28 protein-coding genes and 1 riboswitch are annotated in these 22,864 nt (G+C 31.2%); of the genes, 19 read left to right on the forward strand and 9 right to left on the reverse strand.

Annotated elements, in window-relative coordinates; genetic code table 11:
* From ribD to ribE, 4 genes are all read left to right on the forward strand, one after another.
* Nucleotides 1-983 (forward strand): bifunctional diaminohydroxyphosphoribosylaminopyrimidine deaminase/5-amino-6-(5-phosphoribosylamino)uracil reductase RibD (ribD, locus tag K8M07_RS09785; protein ID WP_223378312.1); only part of this gene is annotated, 983 nt, incomplete at its 5' end.
* A gap of 13 nt (nt 984-996) precedes the next feature.
* Entirely contained in the window at nt 997-1,644 is a 648-nt protein-coding gene (locus tag K8M07_RS09790) for a riboflavin synthase (RefSeq protein ID WP_223378313.1), read from the forward strand.
* Nucleotides 1,645-1,655: 11 nt separating this feature from the next.
* Nucleotides 1,656-2,858 (forward strand): bifunctional 3,4-dihydroxy-2-butanone-4-phosphate synthase/GTP cyclohydrolase II, encoded by a 1,203-nt coding sequence (locus tag K8M07_RS09795; protein ID WP_223378315.1) that lies wholly within the window; start codon nt 1,656-1,658, stop codon nt 2,856-2,858.
* Between the two features lie 13 nt (nt 2,859-2,871).
* Nucleotides 2,872-3,336 carry a 6,7-dimethyl-8-ribityllumazine synthase gene (gene ribE, locus K8M07_RS09800; protein ID WP_223378317.1) on the forward strand — a complete coding sequence of 155 codons (465 nt, stop codon included), beginning with the start codon at nt 2,872-2,874 and terminating at the stop codon, nt 3,334-3,336.
* A 23-nt stretch (nt 3,337-3,359) separates the two neighbouring features.
* On the opposite strand, the gene K8M07_RS09805 is transcribed toward ribE, so the two are convergent.
* Entirely contained in the window at nt 3,360-3,536 is a 177-nt protein-coding gene (locus K8M07_RS09805; protein WP_223378319.1) for a DUF3787 domain-containing protein, read from the reverse strand.
* 110 nt (nt 3,537-3,646) lie between these two features.
* Between K8M07_RS09805 and K8M07_RS09810 the strand changes: the two genes are divergently transcribed.
* Complete coding sequence (locus K8M07_RS09810; protein ID WP_223378321.1) at nt 3,647-4,237, forward strand: HD domain-containing protein; 591 nt, start codon at nt 3,647-3,649, stop codon at nt 4,235-4,237.
* Between the two features lie 79 nt (nt 4,238-4,316).
* Here K8M07_RS09810 and K8M07_RS09815 read toward each other — a convergent pair whose 3' ends face one another.
* From K8M07_RS09815 to K8M07_RS09830, 4 genes are all read right to left on the reverse strand, one after another.
* Nucleotides 4,317-5,114, reverse strand: a complete 798-nt coding sequence (locus K8M07_RS09815) for a MetQ/NlpA family ABC transporter substrate-binding protein (protein ID WP_223378323.1) — start codon at nt 5,112-5,114, stop codon at nt 4,317-4,319.
* Between the two features lie 12 nt (nt 5,115-5,126).
* The gene (locus tag K8M07_RS09820; RefSeq protein WP_223378325.1) at nt 5,127-5,768 is read right to left on the reverse strand and encodes a methionine ABC transporter permease; all 642 of its coding nucleotides are present in this window, start codon (nt 5,766-5,768) and stop codon (nt 5,127-5,129) included.
* The gene (locus K8M07_RS09825) at nt 5,769-6,773 is read right to left on the reverse strand and encodes a methionine ABC transporter ATP-binding protein (RefSeq protein WP_223378327.1); all 1,005 of its coding nucleotides are present in this window, start codon (nt 6,771-6,773) and stop codon (nt 5,769-5,771) included. It abuts the gene before it with no gap.
* Between the two features lie 98 nt (nt 6,774-6,871).
* Nucleotides 6,872-6,974, reverse strand: a riboswitch (SAM riboswitch).
* Between the two features lie 81 nt (nt 6,975-7,055).
* On the reverse strand, nt 7,056-7,319 hold the full coding sequence (locus K8M07_RS09830) for a YkuS family protein (RefSeq protein ID WP_223378333.1): 264 nt from the start codon (nt 7,317-7,319) through the stop codon (nt 7,056-7,058).
* Between the two features lie 135 nt (nt 7,320-7,454).
* On the opposite strand from K8M07_RS09830, the gene K8M07_RS09835 reads away from it, so the two are divergent.
* The 5 genes from K8M07_RS09835 to K8M07_RS09855 all read left to right on the forward strand — a co-directional run bounded on the left by K8M07_RS09835 (nt 7,455) and on the right by K8M07_RS09855 (nt 11,843).
* Nucleotides 7,455-7,664 carry a hypothetical protein gene (locus K8M07_RS09835; RefSeq protein ID WP_223378335.1) on the forward strand — a complete coding sequence of 70 codons (210 nt, stop codon included), beginning with the start codon at nt 7,455-7,457 and terminating at the stop codon, nt 7,662-7,664.
* An 11-nt stretch (nt 7,665-7,675) separates the two neighbouring features.
* Nucleotides 7,676-7,939, forward strand: a complete 264-nt coding sequence (locus tag K8M07_RS09840; protein ID WP_223378337.1) for a spore coat protein — start codon at nt 7,676-7,678, stop codon at nt 7,937-7,939.
* Between the two features lie 103 nt (nt 7,940-8,042).
* A complete protein-coding gene (locus tag K8M07_RS09845; RefSeq protein WP_223378339.1) occupies nt 8,043-9,482 on the forward strand; it encodes a spore germination protein in 1,440 nt (479 codons plus the stop codon).
* A 4-nt stretch (nt 9,483-9,486) separates the two neighbouring features.
* Nucleotides 9,487-10,704 carry a Ger(x)C family spore germination protein gene (locus K8M07_RS09850; RefSeq protein ID WP_223378340.1) on the forward strand — a complete coding sequence of 406 codons (1,218 nt, stop codon included), beginning with the start codon at nt 9,487-9,489 and terminating at the stop codon, nt 10,702-10,704.
* Between the two features lie 11 nt (nt 10,705-10,715).
* Nucleotides 10,716-11,843, forward strand: coding sequence for an endospore germination permease (locus K8M07_RS09855; protein ID WP_223378342.1), 1,128 nt, complete (start codon nt 10,716-10,718; stop codon nt 11,841-11,843).
* On the opposite strand, the gene K8M07_RS09860 is transcribed toward K8M07_RS09855, so the two are convergent.
* Nucleotides 11,829-13,208: a sensor histidine kinase gene (locus tag K8M07_RS09860; RefSeq protein WP_223378344.1), complete on the reverse strand. Its 1,380-nt coding sequence runs from the start codon at nt 13,206-13,208 to the stop codon at nt 11,829-11,831. The genes K8M07_RS09855 and K8M07_RS09860 overlap by 15 nt on opposite strands.
* The gene (locus K8M07_RS09865; RefSeq protein ID WP_223378346.1) at nt 13,209-13,904 is read right to left on the reverse strand and encodes a response regulator transcription factor; all 696 of its coding nucleotides are present in this window, start codon (nt 13,902-13,904) and stop codon (nt 13,209-13,211) included.
* A 180-nt stretch (nt 13,905-14,084) separates the two neighbouring features.
* Here K8M07_RS09865 and K8M07_RS09870 point away from each other — a divergent pair, with 180 nt between their 5' ends.
* The gene (locus K8M07_RS09870; protein ID WP_223378348.1) at nt 14,085-14,411 is read left to right on the forward strand and encodes a YckD family protein; all 327 of its coding nucleotides are present in this window, start codon (nt 14,085-14,087) and stop codon (nt 14,409-14,411) included.
* A 166-nt stretch (nt 14,412-14,577) separates the two neighbouring features.
* Nucleotides 14,578-15,945: an MATE family efflux transporter gene (locus K8M07_RS09875; protein WP_223378350.1), complete on the forward strand. Its 1,368-nt coding sequence runs from the start codon at nt 14,578-14,580 to the stop codon at nt 15,943-15,945.
* Nucleotides 15,946-15,966: 21 nt separating this feature from the next.
* Here the strand turns inward: K8M07_RS09875 and K8M07_RS09880 are convergent, their stop codons facing one another.
* Both K8M07_RS09880 and K8M07_RS09885 read right to left on the reverse strand, forming a co-directional pair.
* The gene (locus K8M07_RS09880; RefSeq protein ID WP_223378352.1) at nt 15,967-17,274 is read right to left on the reverse strand and encodes a histone deacetylase; all 1,308 of its coding nucleotides are present in this window, start codon (nt 17,272-17,274) and stop codon (nt 15,967-15,969) included.
* Nucleotides 17,267-18,943 (reverse strand): hydantoinase/oxoprolinase family protein, encoded by a 1,677-nt coding sequence (locus K8M07_RS09885; RefSeq protein ID WP_223378354.1) that lies wholly within the window; start codon nt 18,941-18,943, stop codon nt 17,267-17,269. Before K8M07_RS09885 ends, K8M07_RS09880 begins: the two co-directional genes overlap by 8 nt.
* Before the next feature lie 343 nt (nt 18,944-19,286).
* Between K8M07_RS09885 and K8M07_RS09890 the strand changes: the two genes are divergently transcribed.
* From K8M07_RS09890 to K8M07_RS09920, 7 genes are all read left to right on the forward strand, one after another.
* The gene (locus tag K8M07_RS09890) at nt 19,287-19,652 is read left to right on the forward strand and encodes a VOC family protein (protein WP_223378356.1); all 366 of its coding nucleotides are present in this window, start codon (nt 19,287-19,289) and stop codon (nt 19,650-19,652) included.
* 26 nt (nt 19,653-19,678) lie between these two features.
* Nucleotides 19,679-20,224, forward strand: coding sequence for a phosphodiesterase (gene yfcE / locus K8M07_RS09895; RefSeq protein WP_223378358.1), 546 nt, complete (start codon nt 19,679-19,681; stop codon nt 20,222-20,224).
* 14 nt (nt 20,225-20,238) lie between these two features.
* Entirely contained in the window at nt 20,239-20,430 is a 192-nt protein-coding gene (locus K8M07_RS09900) for a DUF4177 domain-containing protein (protein ID WP_223378360.1), read from the forward strand.
* Nucleotides 20,431-20,503: 73 nt separating this feature from the next.
* Nucleotides 20,504-20,746, forward strand: a complete 243-nt coding sequence (locus K8M07_RS09905) for a hypothetical protein (protein ID WP_223378362.1) — start codon at nt 20,504-20,506, stop codon at nt 20,744-20,746.
* A 243-nt stretch (nt 20,747-20,989) separates the two neighbouring features.
* Complete coding sequence (locus K8M07_RS09910; protein WP_223378364.1) at nt 20,990-21,562, forward strand: winged helix-turn-helix domain-containing protein; 573 nt, start codon at nt 20,990-20,992, stop codon at nt 21,560-21,562.
* Nucleotides 21,563-21,575: 13 nt separating this feature from the next.
* Complete coding sequence (locus tag K8M07_RS09915) at nt 21,576-21,794, forward strand: MFS transporter (protein WP_223378366.1); 219 nt, start codon at nt 21,576-21,578, stop codon at nt 21,792-21,794.
* Nucleotides 21,795-21,847: 53 nt separating this feature from the next.
* Nucleotides 21,848-22,789 carry an MFS transporter gene (locus K8M07_RS09920; RefSeq protein WP_223378368.1) on the forward strand — a complete coding sequence of 314 codons (942 nt, stop codon included), beginning with the start codon at nt 21,848-21,850 and terminating at the stop codon, nt 22,787-22,789.
* The last annotated feature ends 75 nt before the right edge of the window (nt 22,790-22,864 follow it).

Genomic DNA, 22,864 nt, shown 5'->3' on the forward strand with positions numbered 1-22,864 from the left:
TAATTGCTAGAGGATATCATGAAAGATATGGAGAAAGTCATGCAGAGGCCAATGCAATAAATAGCGCAGATCAAGATCTTTCTGAGGCTACTATGTATGTTACTTTAGAACCTTGTTCTCACTTTGGAAAGACTCCACCTTGTGCAAATACAATAGTGGAAAGTGGAATAAAAAGAGTAGTAGTAGCTATGGAGGATCCTAATCCTATAGTTTCAGGAAAGGGATTAGAAATATTAATGGAGAACGGAGTAGAAGTGAAAGTAGGAGTTCTAAGAGAAAAAGCAGAAAGGTTAAATGAAATATTTATTAAGTATATAAAGACTAAAAGGCCTTTCACTATTTTGAAAGCTGGGATGAGCTTAGATGGGAAAATAGCTACACATACAGGTGAATCAAGGTGGATAACAGGTAAAAGTTCAAGAGAATATGGGCATCTATTGAGACAGAAAGTTTCTGCCATATTAGTAGGAATAAATACAGTAATAATGGATAATCCCATGTTGAATACAAGATTAGATAAAATTCAATGCAAGGATCCACTAAAAATAGTATTAGATAGTCACGGTAAAACACCTCTTACATCGAACGTGCTAACTAGAAATCCTATCAATACTATTATTGCAGTAACAAATCTTGCCCCTGATGAAAATATTAAGGCTTTTAAAAAGAGAGGAGCGGATGTAATAGTAACTACAGCTAGTCATGGAAAAGTGGATTTGCAATTTCTTATGGAGGAATTAGGAAGAAGAAAAATTGATAGCTTACTCATTGAAGGAGGCGGGGAAGTAAACTTTGGCTTTTTAAAACAAAATTTAGTAGACAAAGCTGTATTTTTTGTTGCTCCCAAAATCATAGGAGGTTTAAATGCTAAGACTCCTGTTGAAGGACAGGGAATAGCATATATGAAGGATGTCATAAACTTACAGGATGTACAGATATCTAATGTTGGCCAGGATATAATGATTGAAGGTTATATAAAGTAAAGGAAGTGATGAAATGTTTACAGGGCTTATAGAAGAAGTAGGGAAGGTATTGGATATAGTCGTGAAGAATGATATTTGGACTATTACTATTGAGTGTGAGAAGATAGTTAACAACATTTCCATAGGGGATAGCGTAGCAGTAAATGGAGTTTGTTTAACTGTAAAAGAATTCAACAGTAATTCATTTAAGGTAGATGTAATGGCTGAAACTATAAGGAAAACAAATATTAAATTTTTGAAGATAGATAGCAAAGTAAATTTAGAAAGAGCATTAAGAGTTGGAGATAGATTAGGAGGGCATATGGTGTCTGGGCATATAGATGGAATTGGTGTTATAGAAGGATTTGAAAAAGAAGGAGATGCTATACAGGTAAGCGTATCTGCTACTGGAGGAATATTAAAGTATGTAGTTTATAAGGGCTCTGTTGCCATAGACGGGATTAGTCTCACTGTAAATTATGTAGATGATGAAATATTCAAGGTTTCTATAATTCCTCATACTAAAGAAGTTACTACATTAACTAAGAAAAAGGTAAAGGATTTAGTTAATATTGAATGTGATGTAGTTGGAAAATACATTGAAAAATTTTTGAAGTATAAAGACGTTGAGGATGAAAGTAGTATAGATATGAAATTACTAAAAGAAAATGGATTTATATAGGAGGAGATAAAATGGCCAAATTTAATACCATAGAAGAAGCACTAGAAGAATTAAGAAATGGTAATTTTGTAATAGTTGTAGATGATAAGGATAGGGAAAATGAGGGAGATTTAATATTAGCAGCAGAAAAGGTTACAGATGAAAAGATAAACTTTATGATTAAATATGCTAGAGGTCTTGTATGTATGCCTATAGTTGAAGAGAGGCTAAAGGAGCTTAATATAGATCAAATGGTAAACGAAAATACGGATAATCATGAAACAGCTTTTACCGTTTCTATTGATTATAAGGATACTACTACAGGCATTTCAGCTAAGGAAAGAGCATTAACTATAAAAAAGGTATTGGATTCAAATGTATGTGCTGATGACTTCAAACGTCCTGGACATGTTTTTCCACTTAAAGGCCGAGAAGGCGGTGTATTAAAAAGAGCAGGGCATACAGAGGCTGCTATTGATCTTGCAAGACTAGCAGGTTTATATCCTGCAGGAGTGATATGTGAGATAACAAATGAAGATGGAACAATGGCAAGAGTTCCACAGCTTATGGAATATGCAACAAAGTTTGATATTAAGATAATAACCATTGCAGATTTGATAGGTTATAGAAGAAAAAATGAAATTTTAGTAACAAAGATTTCAGAAGCGAAATTACCTACTGCCTATGGTAATTTTAATATTGCAGGATATGTGAACAAGATAAATGGAGAACATCATGTTGCACTATATAGAGGAGATATTAGGAAAGATGAACCAATACTTGTAAGAGTTCATTCTGAATGTTTGACAGGAGATGTATTTGGTTCATTAAGATGTGATTGTGGAGAACAACTTCATGAGGCATTGAGGAGAATAAGTGAAGAAGGAAAAGGAATATTATTATACATGAGACAGGAAGGTAGAGGAATAGGCTTAATAAATAAGATAAAGGCATATGGACTTCAAGATAGGGGAATGGACACAGTTGAGGCCAATTTAGCCTTAGGATATCCAGAAGATTTACGAGATTATGGAATAGGTGCTCAAATATTATCAGATCTTGGGGCGAGGAAGATAAAGCTAATGACCAATAATCCTAAAAAAATTCATGGATTATCTGGCTATGGATTGGAAGTTATTGAAAGAATTCCTATAGAAATAGATCCTAATGAAAAAGACTATTTTTATTTGAAGACTAAAAAGAACAAGATGGGGCATATATTAAACATAAAATAAGGAGGATGAAATTATGAAAACTTATGAAGGAAAATTGATAGCAGAAGGCTTGAAGTTTGCTGTTGTAGTAGGAAGGTTTAATGAATTCATTGGAAGTAAATTATTATCTGGAGCTATAGATGGATTAGAAAGACATGGAGCTAAAGAAGAGGATATAGAAATTGCTTGGGTTCCTGGAGCCTTTGAAATTCCATTAATTGCAAAGAAATTAGCCAAATCCAATAAATATGATGCTGTCATCTGTCTTGGCGCTGTGATTAGAGGCTCAACTCCTCATTTTGATTATGTATCTAATGAAGTATCAAAGGGAATAGCAAATATTTCACTAGATACGGAAATACCAGTTATATTTGGAATATTAACAACAGATAATATTGAACAGGCTATTGAAAGAGCAGGAACTAAAAGTGGAAATAAGGGCTATGATGCAGCAATTACGGCGATAGAGGTGGCAAATTTATTAAAAAATATAGAATAAAAATAGGAGCAGAAAATCTGCTCCTATTTTTGATTCTCTTCAACCCATTCCTTTGCCCTTACTACTCCTTCTAATGTTGGAATCGGAACTCTTGATTCAGGTTGTAAATTTTTAATATCATAATAAGCTGCATATCTTTGTTCTTCAATTGGAATTGACATTTTTTTCTGTTTAAATTTGTTATCTATTTTTTTATTCACTTAAATCCTCCCAACGGAAAAGGTTTATTAATAGTATTTACCGAATTAAATAAAATATGTTACACTTATATGGAAAGAATAATAATGAAATGCTTTTAGGAGATGATTATATGATAAAGGATGGACTAAAAAGAGACATCGAATTTATAGTGGAATTGGATAAGATGAAATCTATATTAAGGCAAACCAATTTAATAGATAAATCAAGAAGGGAAGATGATGCTGAGCATTCTTGGCATATATCTGTAATGGCAATGGTTCTTTCAGAATATGCCAATGAAAATATAGACGTTTGTAAAGTAATTAAAATGTTATTAGTTCATGATTTAGTGGAAATATATGCTGGAGATACTTTCTGCTATGATGTGGAAGGAAATAAAAGCAAAAAGAAAAGAGAACTGGAAGCAGCAGATAAAATATATGGAATGTTGAAAGAGGACAAAGGTCAAGAATTGAGAAATCTATGGGACGAATTTGAAGAAATGAAGACAAAAGAAGCATTATTTGCAGCAGCTATGGATAGGCTACAACCACTTTTTAGCAATTACTATTCTGATGGTGGTACTTGGAAAAAATTTAATGTTACAAAAGCAGAAGTGTATAAAAGAATTGCCCCAATAGAAAAGGCTTCAGATGAGCTTTGGGAGTTCACAACAAATATGATAGAAGATGCAATTAAGAAAGGATACATAAAAGAGTGACAATGTAGGTTTGATAAAAAGTGCGTAATACTTTGGTGGTGAGTCGCGGCTCACCACCAAAGTACGACTTATAATCCCACTAAAATGCTGGTATCACTGCGCCTTCATAATTTTCTTCAATAAATTCTCTTACCTTTTCGCTTTGCAAAGTTTCCAAAAGTTTAGCGAATTTTTCCTCATTTTCTTCACCGTTTCTTACAGCTATTATATTAGCATATGGAGAATCCTTATCTTCTAAAAGAATAGAATCTTCTGCGGGAACTAATCCTGCTGAAAGTGCGAAGTTTCCATTAATAATTGCCGCATCTACATCTTCTACAATTCTAGGAATTTGAGCGGCTTCTAATGAAGTAAATTTCAAATTCTTCGGATTTTCTACTATGTCATTTTCTGTCGCTAATGTTCCTGCATCTTTATTTAATGTAATAAGTCCCGCCTGTTCAAGAAGAATCAGTGCTCTACCGCCATTGGTAGCATCATTTGGAACTATGATTTCTGAGCCATCTTCTAAATCATCTATGGATTCATATTTTGAAGAATATAGTCCCAGTGGTTCTATGTGTACTGCTCCAATTGATACTATATCTATATTATTTTCTTTTTTAAAATTATTCATATAATCCTTATGCTGAAAGAAGTTAGCATCTAAGTCACCATCAGTTAGGGCCATATTTGGTGTAACATAATCGGTAAATTCAATTATTTCAATTTCTATTCCTTTGTCTTTCAAATCATCCACAATAAAATCTATAATTTGTCCATGAGGCTCTGGAGTCACTCCTATTTTGATTGTATTTTCTGTAGTTTCAGTTCCATTGCATCCTGTAAAGGTAAAAGTTAGTACTATAATTAAGACTAATGAAGCAAATTTTTTCATATTAATTCCTCCTTATTTTTTATTAATATTTAATGATAACCTATTTCCTAAAAACTGTATTCCCTGTACCAGAACTATTATTATAGCTACTGATATTATCATTACATCGGTTTGGAACCTGTATAATCCATATCTAATAGCCACATCACCTAAACCTCCACCACCAATGGCTCCAGCCATTGCTGAATATCCAACTAAATTTATAATGGTAGTAGTTATGCCCAATATAAGGGAAGGCATGGATTCTGGTATAAGTACTTTAAATATGATTTCAGTTACACTAGCTCCCATAGCTAGGCTTGATTCAATTATTCCCTTGTCCACCTCTTTTAAAGAACCTTCAATTATTCTTGCTACAAAAGGGGCCGCAGCAATTGATAGAGGTACAATAGTTGCTGTTGTACCAATGGTCTTTCCCACGATTATCTTTGATAGTGGGAATAGTAAAATCATAAGTATAATAAAAGGGAATGAACGCAATATATTTATGATTCCATTTAAAATTCTATTCAATTGTAGCTTTTCCCATATATTGTTCTTTTCAGTAACAACCAGTAGAACTCCTAAAGGTAACCCTAATAATAATGAAAAAATTGTAGAAAAGAATACCATATATAATGTTTCCAATAGAGCAGGAACAATCAATTCAGCCATTTATATCACCTCCACATTTATACTCTTATTATTTAAATATTTGATAGCATCATTTACTTCACCATCTTCACCTTGTATTTCAAGGATTAGATGTCCTATACTTGTACTCATTAACTTATTTATATTCCCAGACAATATGTTTACCTGTATGTTAAAATTTTTAATCATATTGGATACTATGGGTTCTTTTGCGTTATCTTCAGAGTACCCTAGTCTAACTATAGTGCCTTTAAAGTCAAAAGGATTTATAATTTCGTTCTTAATATTTGATTTTAATCCACTGATAAAATCCATAGCAGTTTGAGTTTTTGGGTTTTTGAACAATTCTTCTACTGTATTTATCTCTATTATCTTCCCATCTTCAATTATTGCCACCTTATCACATATATCCTTTATGACCTCCATCTGATGTGTAATAAGTACTATAGTTAATCCAAACTCTTTTCTTATCTTATTAAGTAACTTCAGGATTGATCTCGTTGTCTTAGGATCCAATGCAGAAGTGCCTTCATCACTCAACAGTATCTTTGGATTATTAGCTAGTGCTCTTGCAATAGCTACTCTTTGTTTTTGTCCACCACTTAACTGCGATGGATAAGCGTATTTTTTGTCTTTCAGTTCTACATATTCTAAAAGTGTATTTACCCTTGAATTGATTTTATCTTTGGACAGACCTTCTAATTCCAGAGGAAATGCAATATTTTTGTAAACTGTTTTTTGTGATAACAAATTAAAATGTTGAAAAATCATTCCAATACTTTTTCTTAATTGATTTAAACTTTTTTTATCAAAAGTAGTGATATCCTTTTCTTCAATGAAAATGTTACCTTCTGTAGGTTCTTCTAACCTGTTTAAGCAACGAATCAAAGTTGATTTGCCTGCTCCACTTAACCCAATTATTCCAAATATTTCATCTTTATTTATCTGAAGGTTAATATTGCTTATAGCTTCTATTTTAGTACTTCCATTGCTGAAACTTTTAGATAAATTTTTAATTTTAATCAACAAATATTCCCCCTTATGTCAAATAGGTAATAAAAAAACCTCTATAAAATATAGAGGTTAAATAATAAAACCTCTTATAAGAAAGAGGTTTGTTCTCTTTCTTATCTCTCGACATCGATACAATGTCGCTGGATTTAGCACCTTGCACATACAGGTTGCCGGGTTTCATAGGGCCAGTCCCTCCACCACTCTTGATAAGAGCGTATTATTAATTTTGTTATTAAAATATATTTTAATACTAATATTATTATTTGTCAAATATCTTCGTAATCATACAAATACTTATTCAAGTTTATTTTCTATAATATTTTGAACTTCTTGAGGAGTACTGCCTTTTGCTTCAATAATTGGTACAGGTGGATTATTGCTATCTCCTTCTCTATAACCTAAATTATCTAAACCTGAAACAACAACAGCTTTGTATTGATCTGAAGTTATATTTTTTAAATTGCTATTTTTATATAAAGTATGAACATCATATCCAGCACTTTTTAAATGTTCGATATATGGTGTTAAAGTATTTTCAACTACTACTTTATTTTTCATCTTTTCACCTCCGTTTAAGATTAGTATTTCCTTATTTTAAGATAATATTTATCAGTTTTTTTCCATGAATAAATTGAAATTTAAGAGACAAAATATTTAATGTAGTTTAAATAAATTAATGAAAGGAGTAATTTTATGGCACTTAAGAATACCATTAATTTAGGAAATATTAATCAAATGGAGCTACAACATGTACGAGAAATAGCAAGCCTTCATCAAAATATGGCTACTAAATATAAGGAATTTGCCAATCAATGTCAAGATCAAAAGTTGAAACAAATGTTTCAACAATCTGCACAAGATGCTGAAACCACTGCTAGTAGTTTAACAAATTCATTAAAATAGGAGGGAAATAGATGCAAGAAAAAGATATTTTAAATGATGCTATTAATACAACTAAAACAGCTTTAAATTGCTATAATACAGCTATAACGGAGAGTGCCAACCAACAATTAAGAAGCACATTACAACAACTAAGAAATGAAGCTGAGCAATTCCAATATCAATTATTCCAAACAGCAGAACAAAAAGGATACTATACACCAGCGCCAACAGCTAATGCCAGTGACATGCAACAAGTAAAATCTGGATTAAACGGTGCAAATACAAAGATGCAATAACAATAAATTGGGCAAGTATTTACTTGCCCAATTCATTACTACCAAACATAATTATAATAGATATGGTTATACTAACTATAAATGTAATATTAAGGATGATTATATGATATCGAAAAAGATTGATGTGAATAAAAAAGAAATAGAAAATATTTTTAACAATGTTCCAGATTTAGTAGCTTATGAATTTCAAACCAAATCAAAGATAAAGATGATGGCTTGTTACATAGAAGGACTAATAGATAAGAATTTATTCGATAGGGATATACTAAAAGCTTTAATTTTTTATTTAGACAAACATAAAGATATAAAGGATGTCATCTTAACTTCAAAAGTCAATGAACTAAATAATATGGAAGATATAGAGAAAGAAATAATTGGTGGCAACATTGTTATATTTATGGAAGGATGTAGAACTTGTTATACAGTGGAACTAAGTAAATGGGATAAAAGAGCTGTAGAACAGCCACAAGCAGAATCAGTAGTTAGAGGACCTAAAGAAGGATTTATAGAAGATATAGCTGTAAATAAAGTTCTGTTAAGACGTAAGATAAAAAATAGTAATCTAATATTTGAAGATTATAGACTTGGGAAACAAACTAATACAGAGGTTAGTATAGCATATATTAAGGGAATAGTTAATCAAGATGTATTGGATGAAGTAAAAAATAGGTTAAAAGAGATAAATATAGATGCTGTACTAGAAAGTGGATATATAGAAGAATTAATAGAAGATAATACAAATTCATTTTTTGCTACCGTAAGTAACTCAGAAAAGCCAGATATTATAGCAGGTAAGATATTAGAAGGCAGGGTAGCAATATTTACTGATGGAACTCCTCATGTACTTGTTGTGCCTACACTTTTTATAGAAGGTATTATGAGCAGTGAAGACTATTACAGAAGACCTTATTTTAGTTCATTCTTAAGACTTTTAAGAGCTTTTGCTTTTTTTGTAACTATATATCTACCAGGAGCATTTGTTGCATTAATGCTTTATCATCAGGAGATGATACCTACTGTATTATTGATAAGTGCAGCGGGAGCTAGGGAAGGAGTACCCCTCCCTGTAGCTATAGAAATTATTATAATGGTTATAGTCTTAGAATTAACTAAGGAATCTGGACTTAGATTACCTAAAAATATAGGTGCAACAGTAAGTATTGTAGGAGCATTAGTACTAGGGCAGGCAGCAGTACAGGCAAAGTTGATTGGTGCTCTTACAGTAATACTAATTTCTATAACAGCACTTACAGAATTTATTATTCCTGAATTAGTACAAGGTATAGTTTTATATAGACTAGTAGTTATTTTTTTAGGAGGATTTTTTGGTCTTTATGGTGTAGTCTGTGCATTTGCTGCTATAACAATGCACATTATATCCTTAAATTCGTTTGGAGTACCTTTTGGTTGGCCTATAGCGCCAAGGAACAATAGAGGACTCAAAGATACTGTTGTAAGACTACATAAAAAGAGATTTATATTTAGACCAGAAGCTATAGCTAAGGAAAATGTAAAAAGGCAAGAGCCTCCGAAAGGTGAGTGAACTTATGAGAAATAAGGTAATCTTATTAATAGCATGTAGTATATTGATGGCTTTCCTAGCTGGTTGTTTTGATGCTAGGGAATTAGATGATCTTGGAATTTCATTGGTTATAGGTGTAGATTTGCAAGATAATAGGATTTTAGTAACAGCAGAAGTAGTTGATCCTTCAGTTTCAGCGCAAGAGAATGAAGTAGGAAGTGATGGTTCTGTTAAATATGTGCAAGGTACTGGGGGCAATATATTTGAAGCCTTAAGAGATATTACCTTAAAATTTGATCGTCGAATTTATTTATCTCATAATAAAGTGATAATATTTGGAGAGGATTTTGCTAAGAAGGATGTTGTTTTGTATATGGATGAATTATTTAGAGATAGGGAGCAGAGGGAGACTGTTTATATATTGATAGCAAAGGGATCAAAAGCCTATGAAGTAATGGGAATAAATAGCGGCTTGGAAGAATTGCCTGCAGATTATGTACATAGACTTATTAAAAATATAGAATTTAATCCAAAGACTGTTGATACCAATATAGCAGAATATCTTAAATATTATTATAATCTAGGTCAACATCCTGTTGTAGGTGTTGTAGAAAGAAGACAAAGAAGGGACATAGATAAGAGTGAACAGAAGACAGGAACCAGAGAAACTGAATTATCAGTTTTAGGTTCTGCAATATTTAAAGGAGATAGTTTAGCAGGATATTTGAACGGAAATGATACTAAATCTTATAATTTTATTATAGATAATATACAAGTATCACCTATTACTTTTCCTAGTCCACTATCATATGAGGAGACAGGGAAGAAATTAGTTCAAAATGAGGAGAGATTAAGTTCAATATCTATAATCAGAAATAGAACAAAAAATGATGTGGAAATAAGAGGAGATAGATTAATACTTAAAACTGAAGTTAATATAAGGGGGACTTTAAGAGAAGTAATAGGAGATATTGATGTATCTAAAGAAGAGAACTTAAAGAAAATGGAAGAAGCATGTTCTAAGACAGTAGAAGAAGGCATTAAGCTAGCAGTTGAAAAAGTGCAGAAAGAATATGAATTAGATATATTTGGCTTTGGACTTGTATTTCATAGAAAATATCCAGAACAATGGGAGAAAATAAAAGAAAATTGGGATCAAATTTTTGCAGATGCTGATTTTCAAATAGATGTTAAAACTCACATTATAAGAACTGGTTTAATAAATAAGCCATTGGCACGATGAGGGGAAATACTATGCATACTAAGAGAAAAAAAGATAAAGTATATTATCATCAGATATTATTATTAATTGTAATTTTGAGAATGATGGTGGGATTGACATATTTACCAGTATCAAAGATCTCACCTGCCAATCAAGATTCTTGGATTGTGCTTTTAATGTCAATTCCATATACTATTATATTTTGTTTGCCTTTGTTATATTTAAGCAATAAATTCAACGAATATAATCTATTAGAGGTTTCGGAAAGGATTATGGGGAAATTTTTTGGAAGAATTATAGCAGTATTTTATTCTATCACTTTCTTTATATTTGCTGCATTTTTTTCAAGTGTATTTGTAGAAATATTAGATTCCTCTTTATTTCGTAGGACTCCAACTATAGTAAGCGTGTCCATATTATTGGTTACATGTGCTTATATTGTGAATAAGGGATTAACGAATATGGCAAGATTAGTAGAGATTATTGTTCCTATTATATTACTTGTTTTTTTCATACTAGCAATATTAGCGTATGATAATTACGATTTTACAGTATTATTACCAATTCTTAGCGACTCTACATTCACAGAAATAAATGCAGGAGCTATTAATATAGGTTTAAGGTATATGGATATATTAGTTATAGCGATGATCGTTCCTAATTTGGATGTCAAAACGAATGTAAATAAAATCTTTATCAGGGCGTTAATTTACTCAATTTTTATTATCATATTGGCATCAATAGTTGTTCAAGCGACATTTGGTATAGAATATGTAAAACGTATAAACTTTCCCTATTTTACCTTTGCTAGATTAATAAGTATTGGTGAGGCTCAAGGGTTTGATGCATTGTATATAAGCTCATGGATATTGGGACATATAATAAAGATCTCAGCATATATATATTTTACATCAGTAGCATTAGGTAAAGTGGCTAATAGAAGAAATCAGAAATTTACAATTCCAATAGCTATTGCAATATTGATTATAGTTTTACTTATAAAGGATAGAAGACCAGTAGTAGCTGTAGATGAACCTATTCAACAAATTATGATGACAGTATCAGTTTCATCTATAATAGTTGTTCCTTCAATTATATCAATAGTTTATTTATTTAGAAAAAAGAATTTAAAAAATATTAATAAATCAATGAGGCAATAAAATGATGAACTTAGTACCTTTAGCAATTTGACTTTCTACAGAAATTTCTCCTCCATGAGCATCTATTAAAGCCTTAGTTATGGACAACCCTAATCCTGTTCCGGCTATGTTCCTATTTCTGGACATATCAGACTTATAAAATCTTTCAAATATGTGAGGTAAGTCCTTTTCTTTTATACCTATTCCATTATCTTCTACTATGATTTTCACATAGTCCTTATCCTTAGACAAGCTAACTGTAACCTTTCCTTCATCCTTTAAAAATTTTAAAGCATTAGATAGAAGATTGTACATGATTTGCTTCAATCTATTTTTATCCATAGATATATGAATATTTTCTTCAATTTCTGATTTTAGAATGTAACCTTCCTTTTCAAATAATGGATTAAAGGTAGAAATTATATTTTTTAATTCATCTGATATATTAAAATTGGTTTTATTTATATTTAATTGTACTTCTAATGATTTGAATGTGTTCTTTAAATCCTCTATTAATTTAGTCAATCTGTCGATTTCCTCATCTAAGATAAGGAGGTTTTCATTACTGGCTTTCCATATTCCATCAATCATAGCTTCTACATGAGATTTTAATGTAGTTAAAGGGGTCCTAAGCTCATGAGCTATATCCGTTGCATACCTATTTCTTAAATCTTCTTGCTTTTTTAGAGTTTCAGCTAAATAGTTTATGGAATAAGATAATTGAGAAATCTCTTTTGTATTAGTTTTTACATCTGAACCATATTCTAAATTACCATCACGCATTTGATTTGCTGTGTTAGTAATTTCTATAATAGGATTTGTCAAACCTTTTGATATAAATATTGAAATTATAAGTCCAATGATAATGGTAATAATGCTTGATATAAAAATTGATTTGGTTAATGTACTTTTGAAAATCAAAGCGCCTTCTGTCATAAATGAATTGTCAATATATCCAATAACTAGAGTTCCAATTTCCTTATCATCATCTACTATAGGAAATGATGTTTCTACATATTCTCCAATATAGTTAGAACCTTGATGCATCATTCGCCCAGGTTTCATCATATTTTGATGCATACCTCTATGAAGATAATTCTGATTGTTGGAGCTAGCTACAATATTATCATTTAAATCTCTAATTTCTATATAGATTCTTTCTATTGAAGCATAACTCGATATATCTCGATCAGTGATGTTGTTTCCCATTTCAATATATAAATTGTTGATGTTTTCTTTTACTCTTTCGAATTTTTCATTCTGTTCTTCTATTAAATAATTATCGAATCTATTATTAATCATAGTGTTAGATATAAAGCCAATTATAAGAATAGAAACTATTATTGCAAAGATAAAGCTGATTGTTAATTTTTTAGATATGGACATTTATATTCCCCCAAACTTATATCCAACTCCGTATACCGTAATTATATAAGTTGGATTTTTTGCATCATCTTCTATTTTTTGTCTTATATTTTTTATGTGTGTATCTATAGTCCTATCAAATCCTTCATATTCATATCCAAAAGCCATTTCTATTAATTGTTCCCGTGAAAATACCTGACCTGGTTTTGTCAATAGAGCTGTTAAAACTTTAAATTCATTTGAAGTTAGCTCTACATTTCTTTTCTTTTTTTTGACAATCATTTTATTTATATCTATTTCTAAGTTTCCATTATTAAATACTAATTTTTCAGCGAGAGGACTAGAACTGTTATAACTTCTTCTTATAAGTGCCTTAACCCTACTTACCAATTCTCTTGGGCTAAATGGTTTAGTTACGTAGTCATCTGCACCAATTGATAGACCTTCAATTTTATTATCCTCTTCAACTTTTGCGGTTAACATTATTATTGGAATATTTGACTTGGATCTTATTGTGGTGCATACTTTTTCACCTGATAATTTAGGCAGCATTAAATCTAAAATTATTAAATGAATTTCTTCGTTATTAAATATTTCTAAAGCTTTTTCTCCATCTTCAGCAGTAAAAATTGTATATCCTTCTTTTTCTAAATATGCTTTTATTACTTTTAAAATATTTCTTTCATCTTCTACAACTAAGATGTTTAACTGTTTCATAAAATCACCTCATATATATGATACCCAAAAAAATTGACAATTGTCATCTCAAGATTGTCGAAGTATCTTATTTAAATTATAACTATAATTATGAAAAAAAGAAGATGAATTTTTCTTCTTCATATTTCCTCCATATTTAAATTTTATAATAAAAATAGAAAAATAAAAGGAGATGATTATATGAAGAAAGTATTAACGGTTCTATCATTAGTATTAGTAGTAGGGTTAACAGCTACTTTTGCATATGCTGAAACCTCCGAAACAACACAAAATGTTGATGAGGAATCATGGACAGAATGGTTTGAGGAAAAAATGGAGTGGAAAAAATCACAAATTGAAGAAGCTTTAGATGAAGGCTTAATTACTGAAGAAGAAGCTGAAAATTTGTATGATCATTTCGACTACATGGAGGAATTCCATAATGAGGATGGATTCATGCCAGGTAAAGGTTTTTATGGTAGAAGAAATGGATTTGGTAGAGGTATGATGAGAGGATGCAGATGGTAAAATACATCTAAAAATTAGATAAAGAATCGCAAATTCTATATAGAATTTGCGATTCTTTATTGCTTGTAATAATTTACTTGAACAAAATCTAACTATATTGTAGAATAGTATTACTTAGTGTTACGAAGTAAATAAAACTAATCAGCAATAGATGGGGGAGTAGGTTATGGAGAACAATAGACTTACGGAAGGCAGCATAACGGGTAAATTGGTCAAACTTGCTATACCTATTATGGCTACATCTTTTGTTCAAGTAGCATACAATATGATGGATATGATTTGGCTTGGTAGAGTAGGTACTAATGCAGTAGCTGCTTCAGGAACTGCAGGATTTTTCACATGGTTTGCATCAGCATTATTCATGATATCCAAAATTGGGGCGGAAGTTGGTGTTGCGCAATCCTATGGACGAGAAGATATGGAATCAGCCAGAAAGTTTGTATCAAACACCTTAAAACTTGATACATTCATTGCATTAACATACTCATTGATTCTTATAATCTTTAGACATCAGATTATAGGATTTTTTAATTTAGGAGATATGAAAGTAATAAATATGGCAACAGATTATCTGTTGATTATATCCTTTGGATTTATATTTTTCTTTTTAAATCCCGTTTTTTCAGGTATTTTTAATGGTACCGGCGATAGTTCTATTCCATTTAAGGTAAATTCAATTGGATTAGCAACCAATATGATACTTGATCCACTGATGATTATGGGAATTGGGCCGTTCCCTGAAATGGGAGTTAAAGGGGCGGCTTTAGCTACAATAATCGCCCAATTTACAGTAACCGTTGTCTTTGTGTACACTAGCAGACAAAAAAATAGAATATTTAAGGATTTGAATATATTTAAAAAACCTTTTGATAAGGAGTATGTTAAGACTATATTCAAATTAGGACTTCCTGCGGCTGTCCAACAAGGAATCTTCTCAAGTATTGGTATGTTATTAGCTAGAATAATTGCTCAATGGGGTCCTACAGCTATTGCAGTACAAAAGGTTGGGACTCAGATAGAATCCATATCATGGATGTCTGCTGCTGGATTTTCCACTGCCATATCTGCATTTATGGGTCAGAACTATGGAGCGGAAAAATGGGATAGAATAAAGAAAGGTTATAGAAAAGGATTACAGATAGTGAGCTGCATAGGAGTTTTTGCTACCATATTACTCATATTTGGAGCAGACCCTCTATTCAGATTTTTCATACCTGATGATCCAGAAGCTCTAGAAATTGGAGTAAGATATCTTAGAATTTTAGGTGTATCCCAGATTCTGATGACTTTTGAAATTGCAAGTCGGGGAGCTTTCAATGGTCTTGGAAGGACTATTCCACCTTCACTTGTTGGAATAATATTTAATGCATTGCGTATTCCTCTAGCACTGATACTCTCTTCTACATCCATGGGATTGGATGGAGTATGGTGGACTATAACTATAAGCAGCATGTTGAAAGGAATCGTTTTAACAATATGGTATATAATTATACTTACAAAGATACCAAATATGGATAATCAATATGTGGAGTAAGACACGGTATCTCATCGTGTCTTATTTAGCATAAAACTCATCATTAACTCTATCCTGTAAATATACATTTGTAAATGAATTGGGAGTATTTTTATACAATCTATGTCCTTCATCTACACAACTATTACAGGCATCCCTTGGAATAGTAATGGCAAATATATGGTATCCTTTATCATTTCTAGAATCAATAGTATTTATTCCAGAGCATTTCTTACATACCTTAAAATTTTGCACCTGATTTTCAAGTATTCCGTCAGTGTCATAGTAGATTTGTCTTTGTCTATCTATATGAGTTGCATTTCCTAAATCCTTCAGTCTTAAGCCATCCTTATTCTTCCATCTGCTATACACCAATTCGCATACTTTTTTTACATATTCAGTAATATCTCTAGATTGTCTTAATTTCTCCTTATTATAGTCTGGTTCATGAACATTTGAATAGTCGAGTCCTGCCATGGCCAGTATTATTCCAAGATTAACATAGGGGAGAGCACCTTCTATAGAATACCCTCCTTCTAAAACTGCCATATGAGGATTTAGCCGATAATTAAGCTCTGCATATCCCTGTGCTGTAAAATTCATATGAGTAATAGGATCTGTATAGTGATTATCCTGGCCAGCTGAATTTATTATAATGTCTGGATTATATTCATCCAGTATTGGCATTACCACATTGTCTAGCACGTAAAGGAATCCATCTTCTCCAGTTCCAGGTGGTAAAGGTATGTTTATATTATAGCCATATCCACCAGGACCACCAAATTCGTCTATAGAACCAGTTCCAGGATATAGAGTTCTTCCATCCTGATGGAAGGATATAAACAATGTATCCTTGTCATTCCAAAATATGTCCTGAGTACCATCCCCATGGTGACAATCTGTATCAACAATGGCAACTCTCAAGTTCCCATATTCCTGACGTATTCTTTCAAGCATCACAGCTTCAATATTTATTATACAGAAGCCTCTATCTCCATAGACAACCCTATGGGCATGATGTCCAGGTGGACGAGTAAGTGCAAAGGATTTGTCCACTTTGTTTTCCAGTATCATTTGTAGAGCCTTAATGGCTCCTCCTGCAGATATAAGATGAGATTGAGTAACCCTTGACTTCACATCAGGAACGCAGAAGTGAACTCTTTCAATATCCTTCTCATCGGCTACAATTGGATTAAAAAATTCTACACCTTCGATATCTTCTATTCCTTCTTCAAATAATTGATCTCTAGTATATAGAAGTCTTTCCTCCCTTTCTGGATGAGTAGGGCTAATAGCCCAATCAAAAGCAGGAAAGAATACAAGTCCTAATCTATTCTTTGCCTTAAGCATTGTTATCACCTCCCAATTGATGGATAAGACCAGGTTTTATTTGAGCTTTTACTCTTATATCTTTACCAGTAGTATAAAAACCCCTTACCATATTAAAGCTGTTTTCCTCAATTATCTCAGCATCAATTTCATCTTTAGTCTCACCTATTGATATAGCGGATTCTTTTATCAATCTTAGAGCTCTTTCCTTTGCAAAATTTAGACTATAATTACGATCCACTTTTTCATAAATCTCCAATTCAGGAACAGAAAGAGTTTTTTTAGATGTATCCACATGCATTGTTATTTCAGCAGTGGGACGAGCCAAAGCTGCACCTACAGCATTAGCCACATGATAGTTTTCAGGATAATAGCAAGGTAGATTGAATTTATCTTTAAGTATAGGGGTTAATACTTCAGCAGGTCCTCCGATTATATTTATGAGTTTAGGCTCTAATTTCTTCCCATACAATAGTTCCTTTATGGTATAAACAGGCTGACTATTTATTTTTTCTAGAAGTTTATCTATTTTATACTTAATCATATTACCCATGGTTTCAAGAACTAATTTTGCCATATCTTCTGCTGATAGATTAAGTTCCTTTCCCAATAAGCTCATGGATTCATGAGCTTTCTTCTTATAATCGTGGTCATAACCAATTAACTCTAATGTAATCATAGCATCGGTAGGAGTAGGTTGGGGGCCACCAAATGCATAAGGCTTTCCTTCTCGTTTTGGGCCTATTTTAACTTTACCATTTTTAATATTAATGCTACTGTCTCCGCCTAAACCTATGGAGACACTGTAAATAGCTCTTACTAGAGTATTATATTTTCCAATCTTAATTCCTAATGGTTCAAACAAAGGCACTCCATCTGCAAGGAAAAATATGTCTGTAGTAGTTCCTCCAACATCCAACAATATTGCATCCTTATCCGTAGGAAGCATAGCGGTAATTCCCATAAAACTTGCAGCAGGTCCAGAAAGTATAGTTTCCACTGGTTTCTCTTCTGCTGTATTCATATTCATAGTACCTCCGTCAGCCTTAAGTATGAATATAAGGGCGTTTATGCCTTCAATTTCCATGGATTTTTTAATATTAGCTGCAAAGTCATTAAATGTACTATGTACAGCTGAGTTCAGGTAAGATGTATATACTCTACGAGGGAAACTCAGCTTACCAGATACAGTGTGTCCCATAGTAATGGGAGAGAAGTTTTCTAGTATTTCCTTTATCCTTATTTCATTCTCAGGATTTCTAGTAGAGAATTTGGTGACAACAGCAAAAGAATCAATATTTTTCTTCTTGAATAGTTTAACAGCATTTTTTACCTCGGACAAATTCAAGCCTTCAATTACATTGCCCCTATGGTCAACATAACCGGATATGAATACATTTTCATCACCACATGCTAAAAAATCATTAGCTATTCCTGGACCGGATTGTATAATCATACCTACAGAGGAAGTCTTATTTTCAACAATAGCATTAGTGGATACAGTAGTGCTTAGGTTTATCCTATCTATTTTAGTCTTATCATATCCTGTAAGAAGTTCCTTAAGGGTAGACCAAATAGATCCAAATAAGTCATCCCTATTCGTAGGTTTCTTTATGGTATTTATGATATTGCCATCTTCTATAATAACTCCATCTATATTAGTTCCACCCATATCGAGACCAACAATCAAATTAAAACCTCCTTTTCCTTATTTTTCTATATATTATTATATCCCTTACAATGTTTTAATATCAAGTGGACAAATTACCTGTCTTCGTGTTCATTGAAGACGAAAGTAAACCTATGGCAAACACAAAATTTTGCTTACCATAGGTTTTTATATAAATGTGAGGGAAATCTATTTTTTAACTTATATATACCATAAACTAATAAATTTTAATCAAGGAATAAACATTAAGATTTATTAGCATATTTATAATAAAGATGTGGTTTTAGTTGTATTTCAACTACTTAATTGATACAATTTTTATATAAGATATTTTTATAAGATTATAATATTAGGAGGATATAAAATGAAATTTTGTTGGTGTACAATTCATGTTAAAAATATGGAAGAGTCTTTAAAATTTTATAAGGAAATAGTTGGGCTCAAAGAAAGTAATAGATTTAAGGCTGGCCCAGAACTTGAAATCATATTTCTAGGAGATGGCGAAATTAATATTGAGTTAATATGCAATATGGAGAATGATAATGTAAATATTGGACAGGATATTTCATTAGGTTTTAAAGTGGATTCAGTAGATGAAATGATGAAATTTGTAAAGAAAAAGGGTGTAGATATTCATAGTGGTCCATTTGAACCAAATCCACACGTAAGATTTTTCTTTGTGGAAGATCCTAACGGTCTAAAAATTCAGTTTGTAGAGGACATTAAGTAAAATTGCATAAGAGAGGATGAATAAATATGAAACTTTTTTTCATGTCAGATATACATGGCTCACTTTATTTTTTAAATAAATCATTGGAAAGATTTAAAGAAGAAGAGGCGGATTATATAGTAATATTAGGTGACGAATTATACCATGGAGCAAGGAATCCACTGCCTAAAGAATATAATCCAAAAAGGGTAACCGAAACGCTTAACAGATTTGCAGATAAAATAATAGCAGTACGAGGAAACTGTGATAGCGAAGTAGATGAAATGGTAATCAACTTTCCAATTATGGCAACATACTCTACAATTCTTTATAAAAATAAGAGATTGTTTTTAACTCATGGTCACATATATAATGAAAACAATATGCCAAAATTAGGTGATGGAAGCATATTCATATACGGACATACTCATATACCTGTAGCTAAAAAGAAAGATAATATATTTATAATAAATCCAGGTTCAATCACATTACCAAAGGAAAATAACCCACATACTTATGGCGTTTTAGAAGGAGATGTTTTTACAATAAAAGATCTTGAAGGAAATGTATTTAAAGAGATTAATATTAGATAGTGGGAGGAAAACCTATGTATCAATATAAAAGTGTAAAATTAGCTCTAAAAGGATTTTTTGTATCAGACTTAGAAAATCATAATGAAATCATTGATAAATATGCTAAAGAAGGTTGGAGATTAGTACAAATTTTTCCTGTGAAATATGCCTCTAACGGTGTACCAATGGAGTTTGAAATTATTTTTGAACGAGAAATAGATAATTAGTATTAAGGATTTTATTTTTATATCAGTAGTATAATGTATAACAACTAAATTAAATTTAATAGAGGTGAAAATATTGGTTAAAGAAAGAAATAAAGCAAGGTTACTTTTATATGGAAGCATGTTTTTGGCTATTGCATTAGGAGTATATGCTCAAGACATTGCTTATTCTTTGTATGATAATTTAACTATACCTTTAATGGTAGGTATAAGCATTGCAACAATACTTAGCATACTTTTCTTCTTGAGTTCACCTATATTGGTATCCAAGGTTAATAAACAAAATAAAGTTCGAAAGAAAGAAATTATATATACTTAGGTATTAATGCTTTAATAGGTATAGTTATATCTGCATTTTCATTAATTGTTTTGATAGCGTGGTGGGGTTAATATATTGAAAGGGATATAATTTATATATTGTGCAATAATAGACTAAATTACTTAGGTGTATGACATAAAAAACTTGCTTTTATAGCAGGTTTTTTATTGGATAAATATCCCTTGACATTATAGAAAGTATAATGTTAGAATTAATGTAACGATTATATATTGGGAGGTAAATATGAACAATAATAAAATTATACTTAAAACAGAAAAAGAACTTAAAATTTTCATGTCGCCTATTAGACAAAAAATAATTAAGCAAATGGAGATAGAAGGCAAACCTATTACTTCTAAACATATAGCAGATAAGCTCAATATATCTCCATCATCAGCGCAGCATCATATAAAGCAGCTGCAGGAAATAGGAATAATTGAATTTGACCATAGTGAAATCATAAATGGTATAAGAGCCAAATATCTTAAATTAACTGAAAAAACTGTTAGCATTGGAGGATATATAGATGATGATTTAGCTTTAGATCGGGATGCTATAGCGAAAAATATGTTGTTTGAAACATATAATAACTACCAAGCCCTTATTACTGAAAAGAGACCTATAATAATTGAAGAGTATAATAAGGGGAATAAAGTAGTAGATCTTTTATCTGGTGTAGTTCATCTAACAACAGAAGATGCTAATGAGTTATATGACATAATTAATCAATTTATAAATAATCATTCAAAAGCATCTACTGATACTCACCCATTTGAATTTGCTCTAATTGCATTTAGGTCAGACCTATATAGATGAAGGGAGTAGCAAAATGAGACTAAATATTTATTCTCTAATATTTTTCATAAGATCATATGTATTAGGACTACTAGTGCCAGTATTAAGCTTAGTACTATTAGAAAAGGAAGTATCGTTAAGCAGTTTGTCTATCATAATGAGTATATACTCGTTTATAATAATATCTTTTGAATTACCTTCTGGGATTATGTCAGACGTAATTGGTAGAAAAAAACATTTTGTATATCATTAATTATATCATTATTAAGTTCATTAGTCATATTGCTAGGTAGGGGTTTTTTTATTATGTCTATAGGAATAATATTATATGGACTAAATAGAGCTATATCAACAGGTTCTTTTGATGCACTTTTTATAGACAGCTATATTGACGTATTTGGAAAGAATAAACTGCATGATATTACTACTCGCATAAATGTTTTGGATGCATTAGGTTTAGCAGCAGGATCTTTATCAGGAGGTATCTTGCCAGAAATTTCAAATGGTTGGTCTCCTATTTTTGGAACATATGACTTAAATCTTGTTGTTCAAATAGTAATGACTATAATCCTTATAATCCTTGTGATAATTTTTGTTAATGAAGCAAATCTACAACAAAAAGAAGAAAGAATATCAGTAATTGAACATGTGAAAAGAAGTTCTTTGTTTATAGTTAATAGTAAAAATGTAATATGTATTTTTATTTCAGTCTTTGCTACAGGATATTTTTTAAGCGCTTTGGAGACATACTGGCAACCTCATTTTATATCCTTACAGACTAATAATGATCAACTGTTTCTACTTGGTATTGTTGCTTTTTTATATTTAGTTGCTGCAATGGCTGGGAGCCTTATTTCAAATAAGAATATTGATAGATTCAACTCTAGAAAGATATATTTAGTTCTTCGTGTATTAATGAGTATTTCAATAGTATTTACAGCGTTGCAGACAAATATTTCATCATTTATCGTCTGTTATATAATAACATACTTAATATTTGGAATGGCTAATATACCTGAAGCCGTTATTCTAAATAGAGAAATATCTAATAAGATCAGAGCATCCATATTATCATTAAATTCATTAATTTTACAAATTGGCATGTTACTAGGTTCTATAGCAAATAGCATTATGATAAAGTATATTTCAATTCCTAGAATTTGGATTATCAGTGCCATTATAATTTTTCTATCCATTTTAATAACATCTAAGAAATTATTGGAGGCTGATAAGTTTAGTTCATCTTGAAATCATACAGTATTTATTAAGCTGTAGGTAGGACTATTAAATAGTTGATTATTGTTCATGTCTATTATTGTATTT

It is taken from the genome of Schnuerera sp. xch1, from assembly GCF_019931165.1.
GTDB lineage: Bacteria > Bacillota > Clostridia > Tissierellales > Tepidimicrobiaceae > JAIOUP01.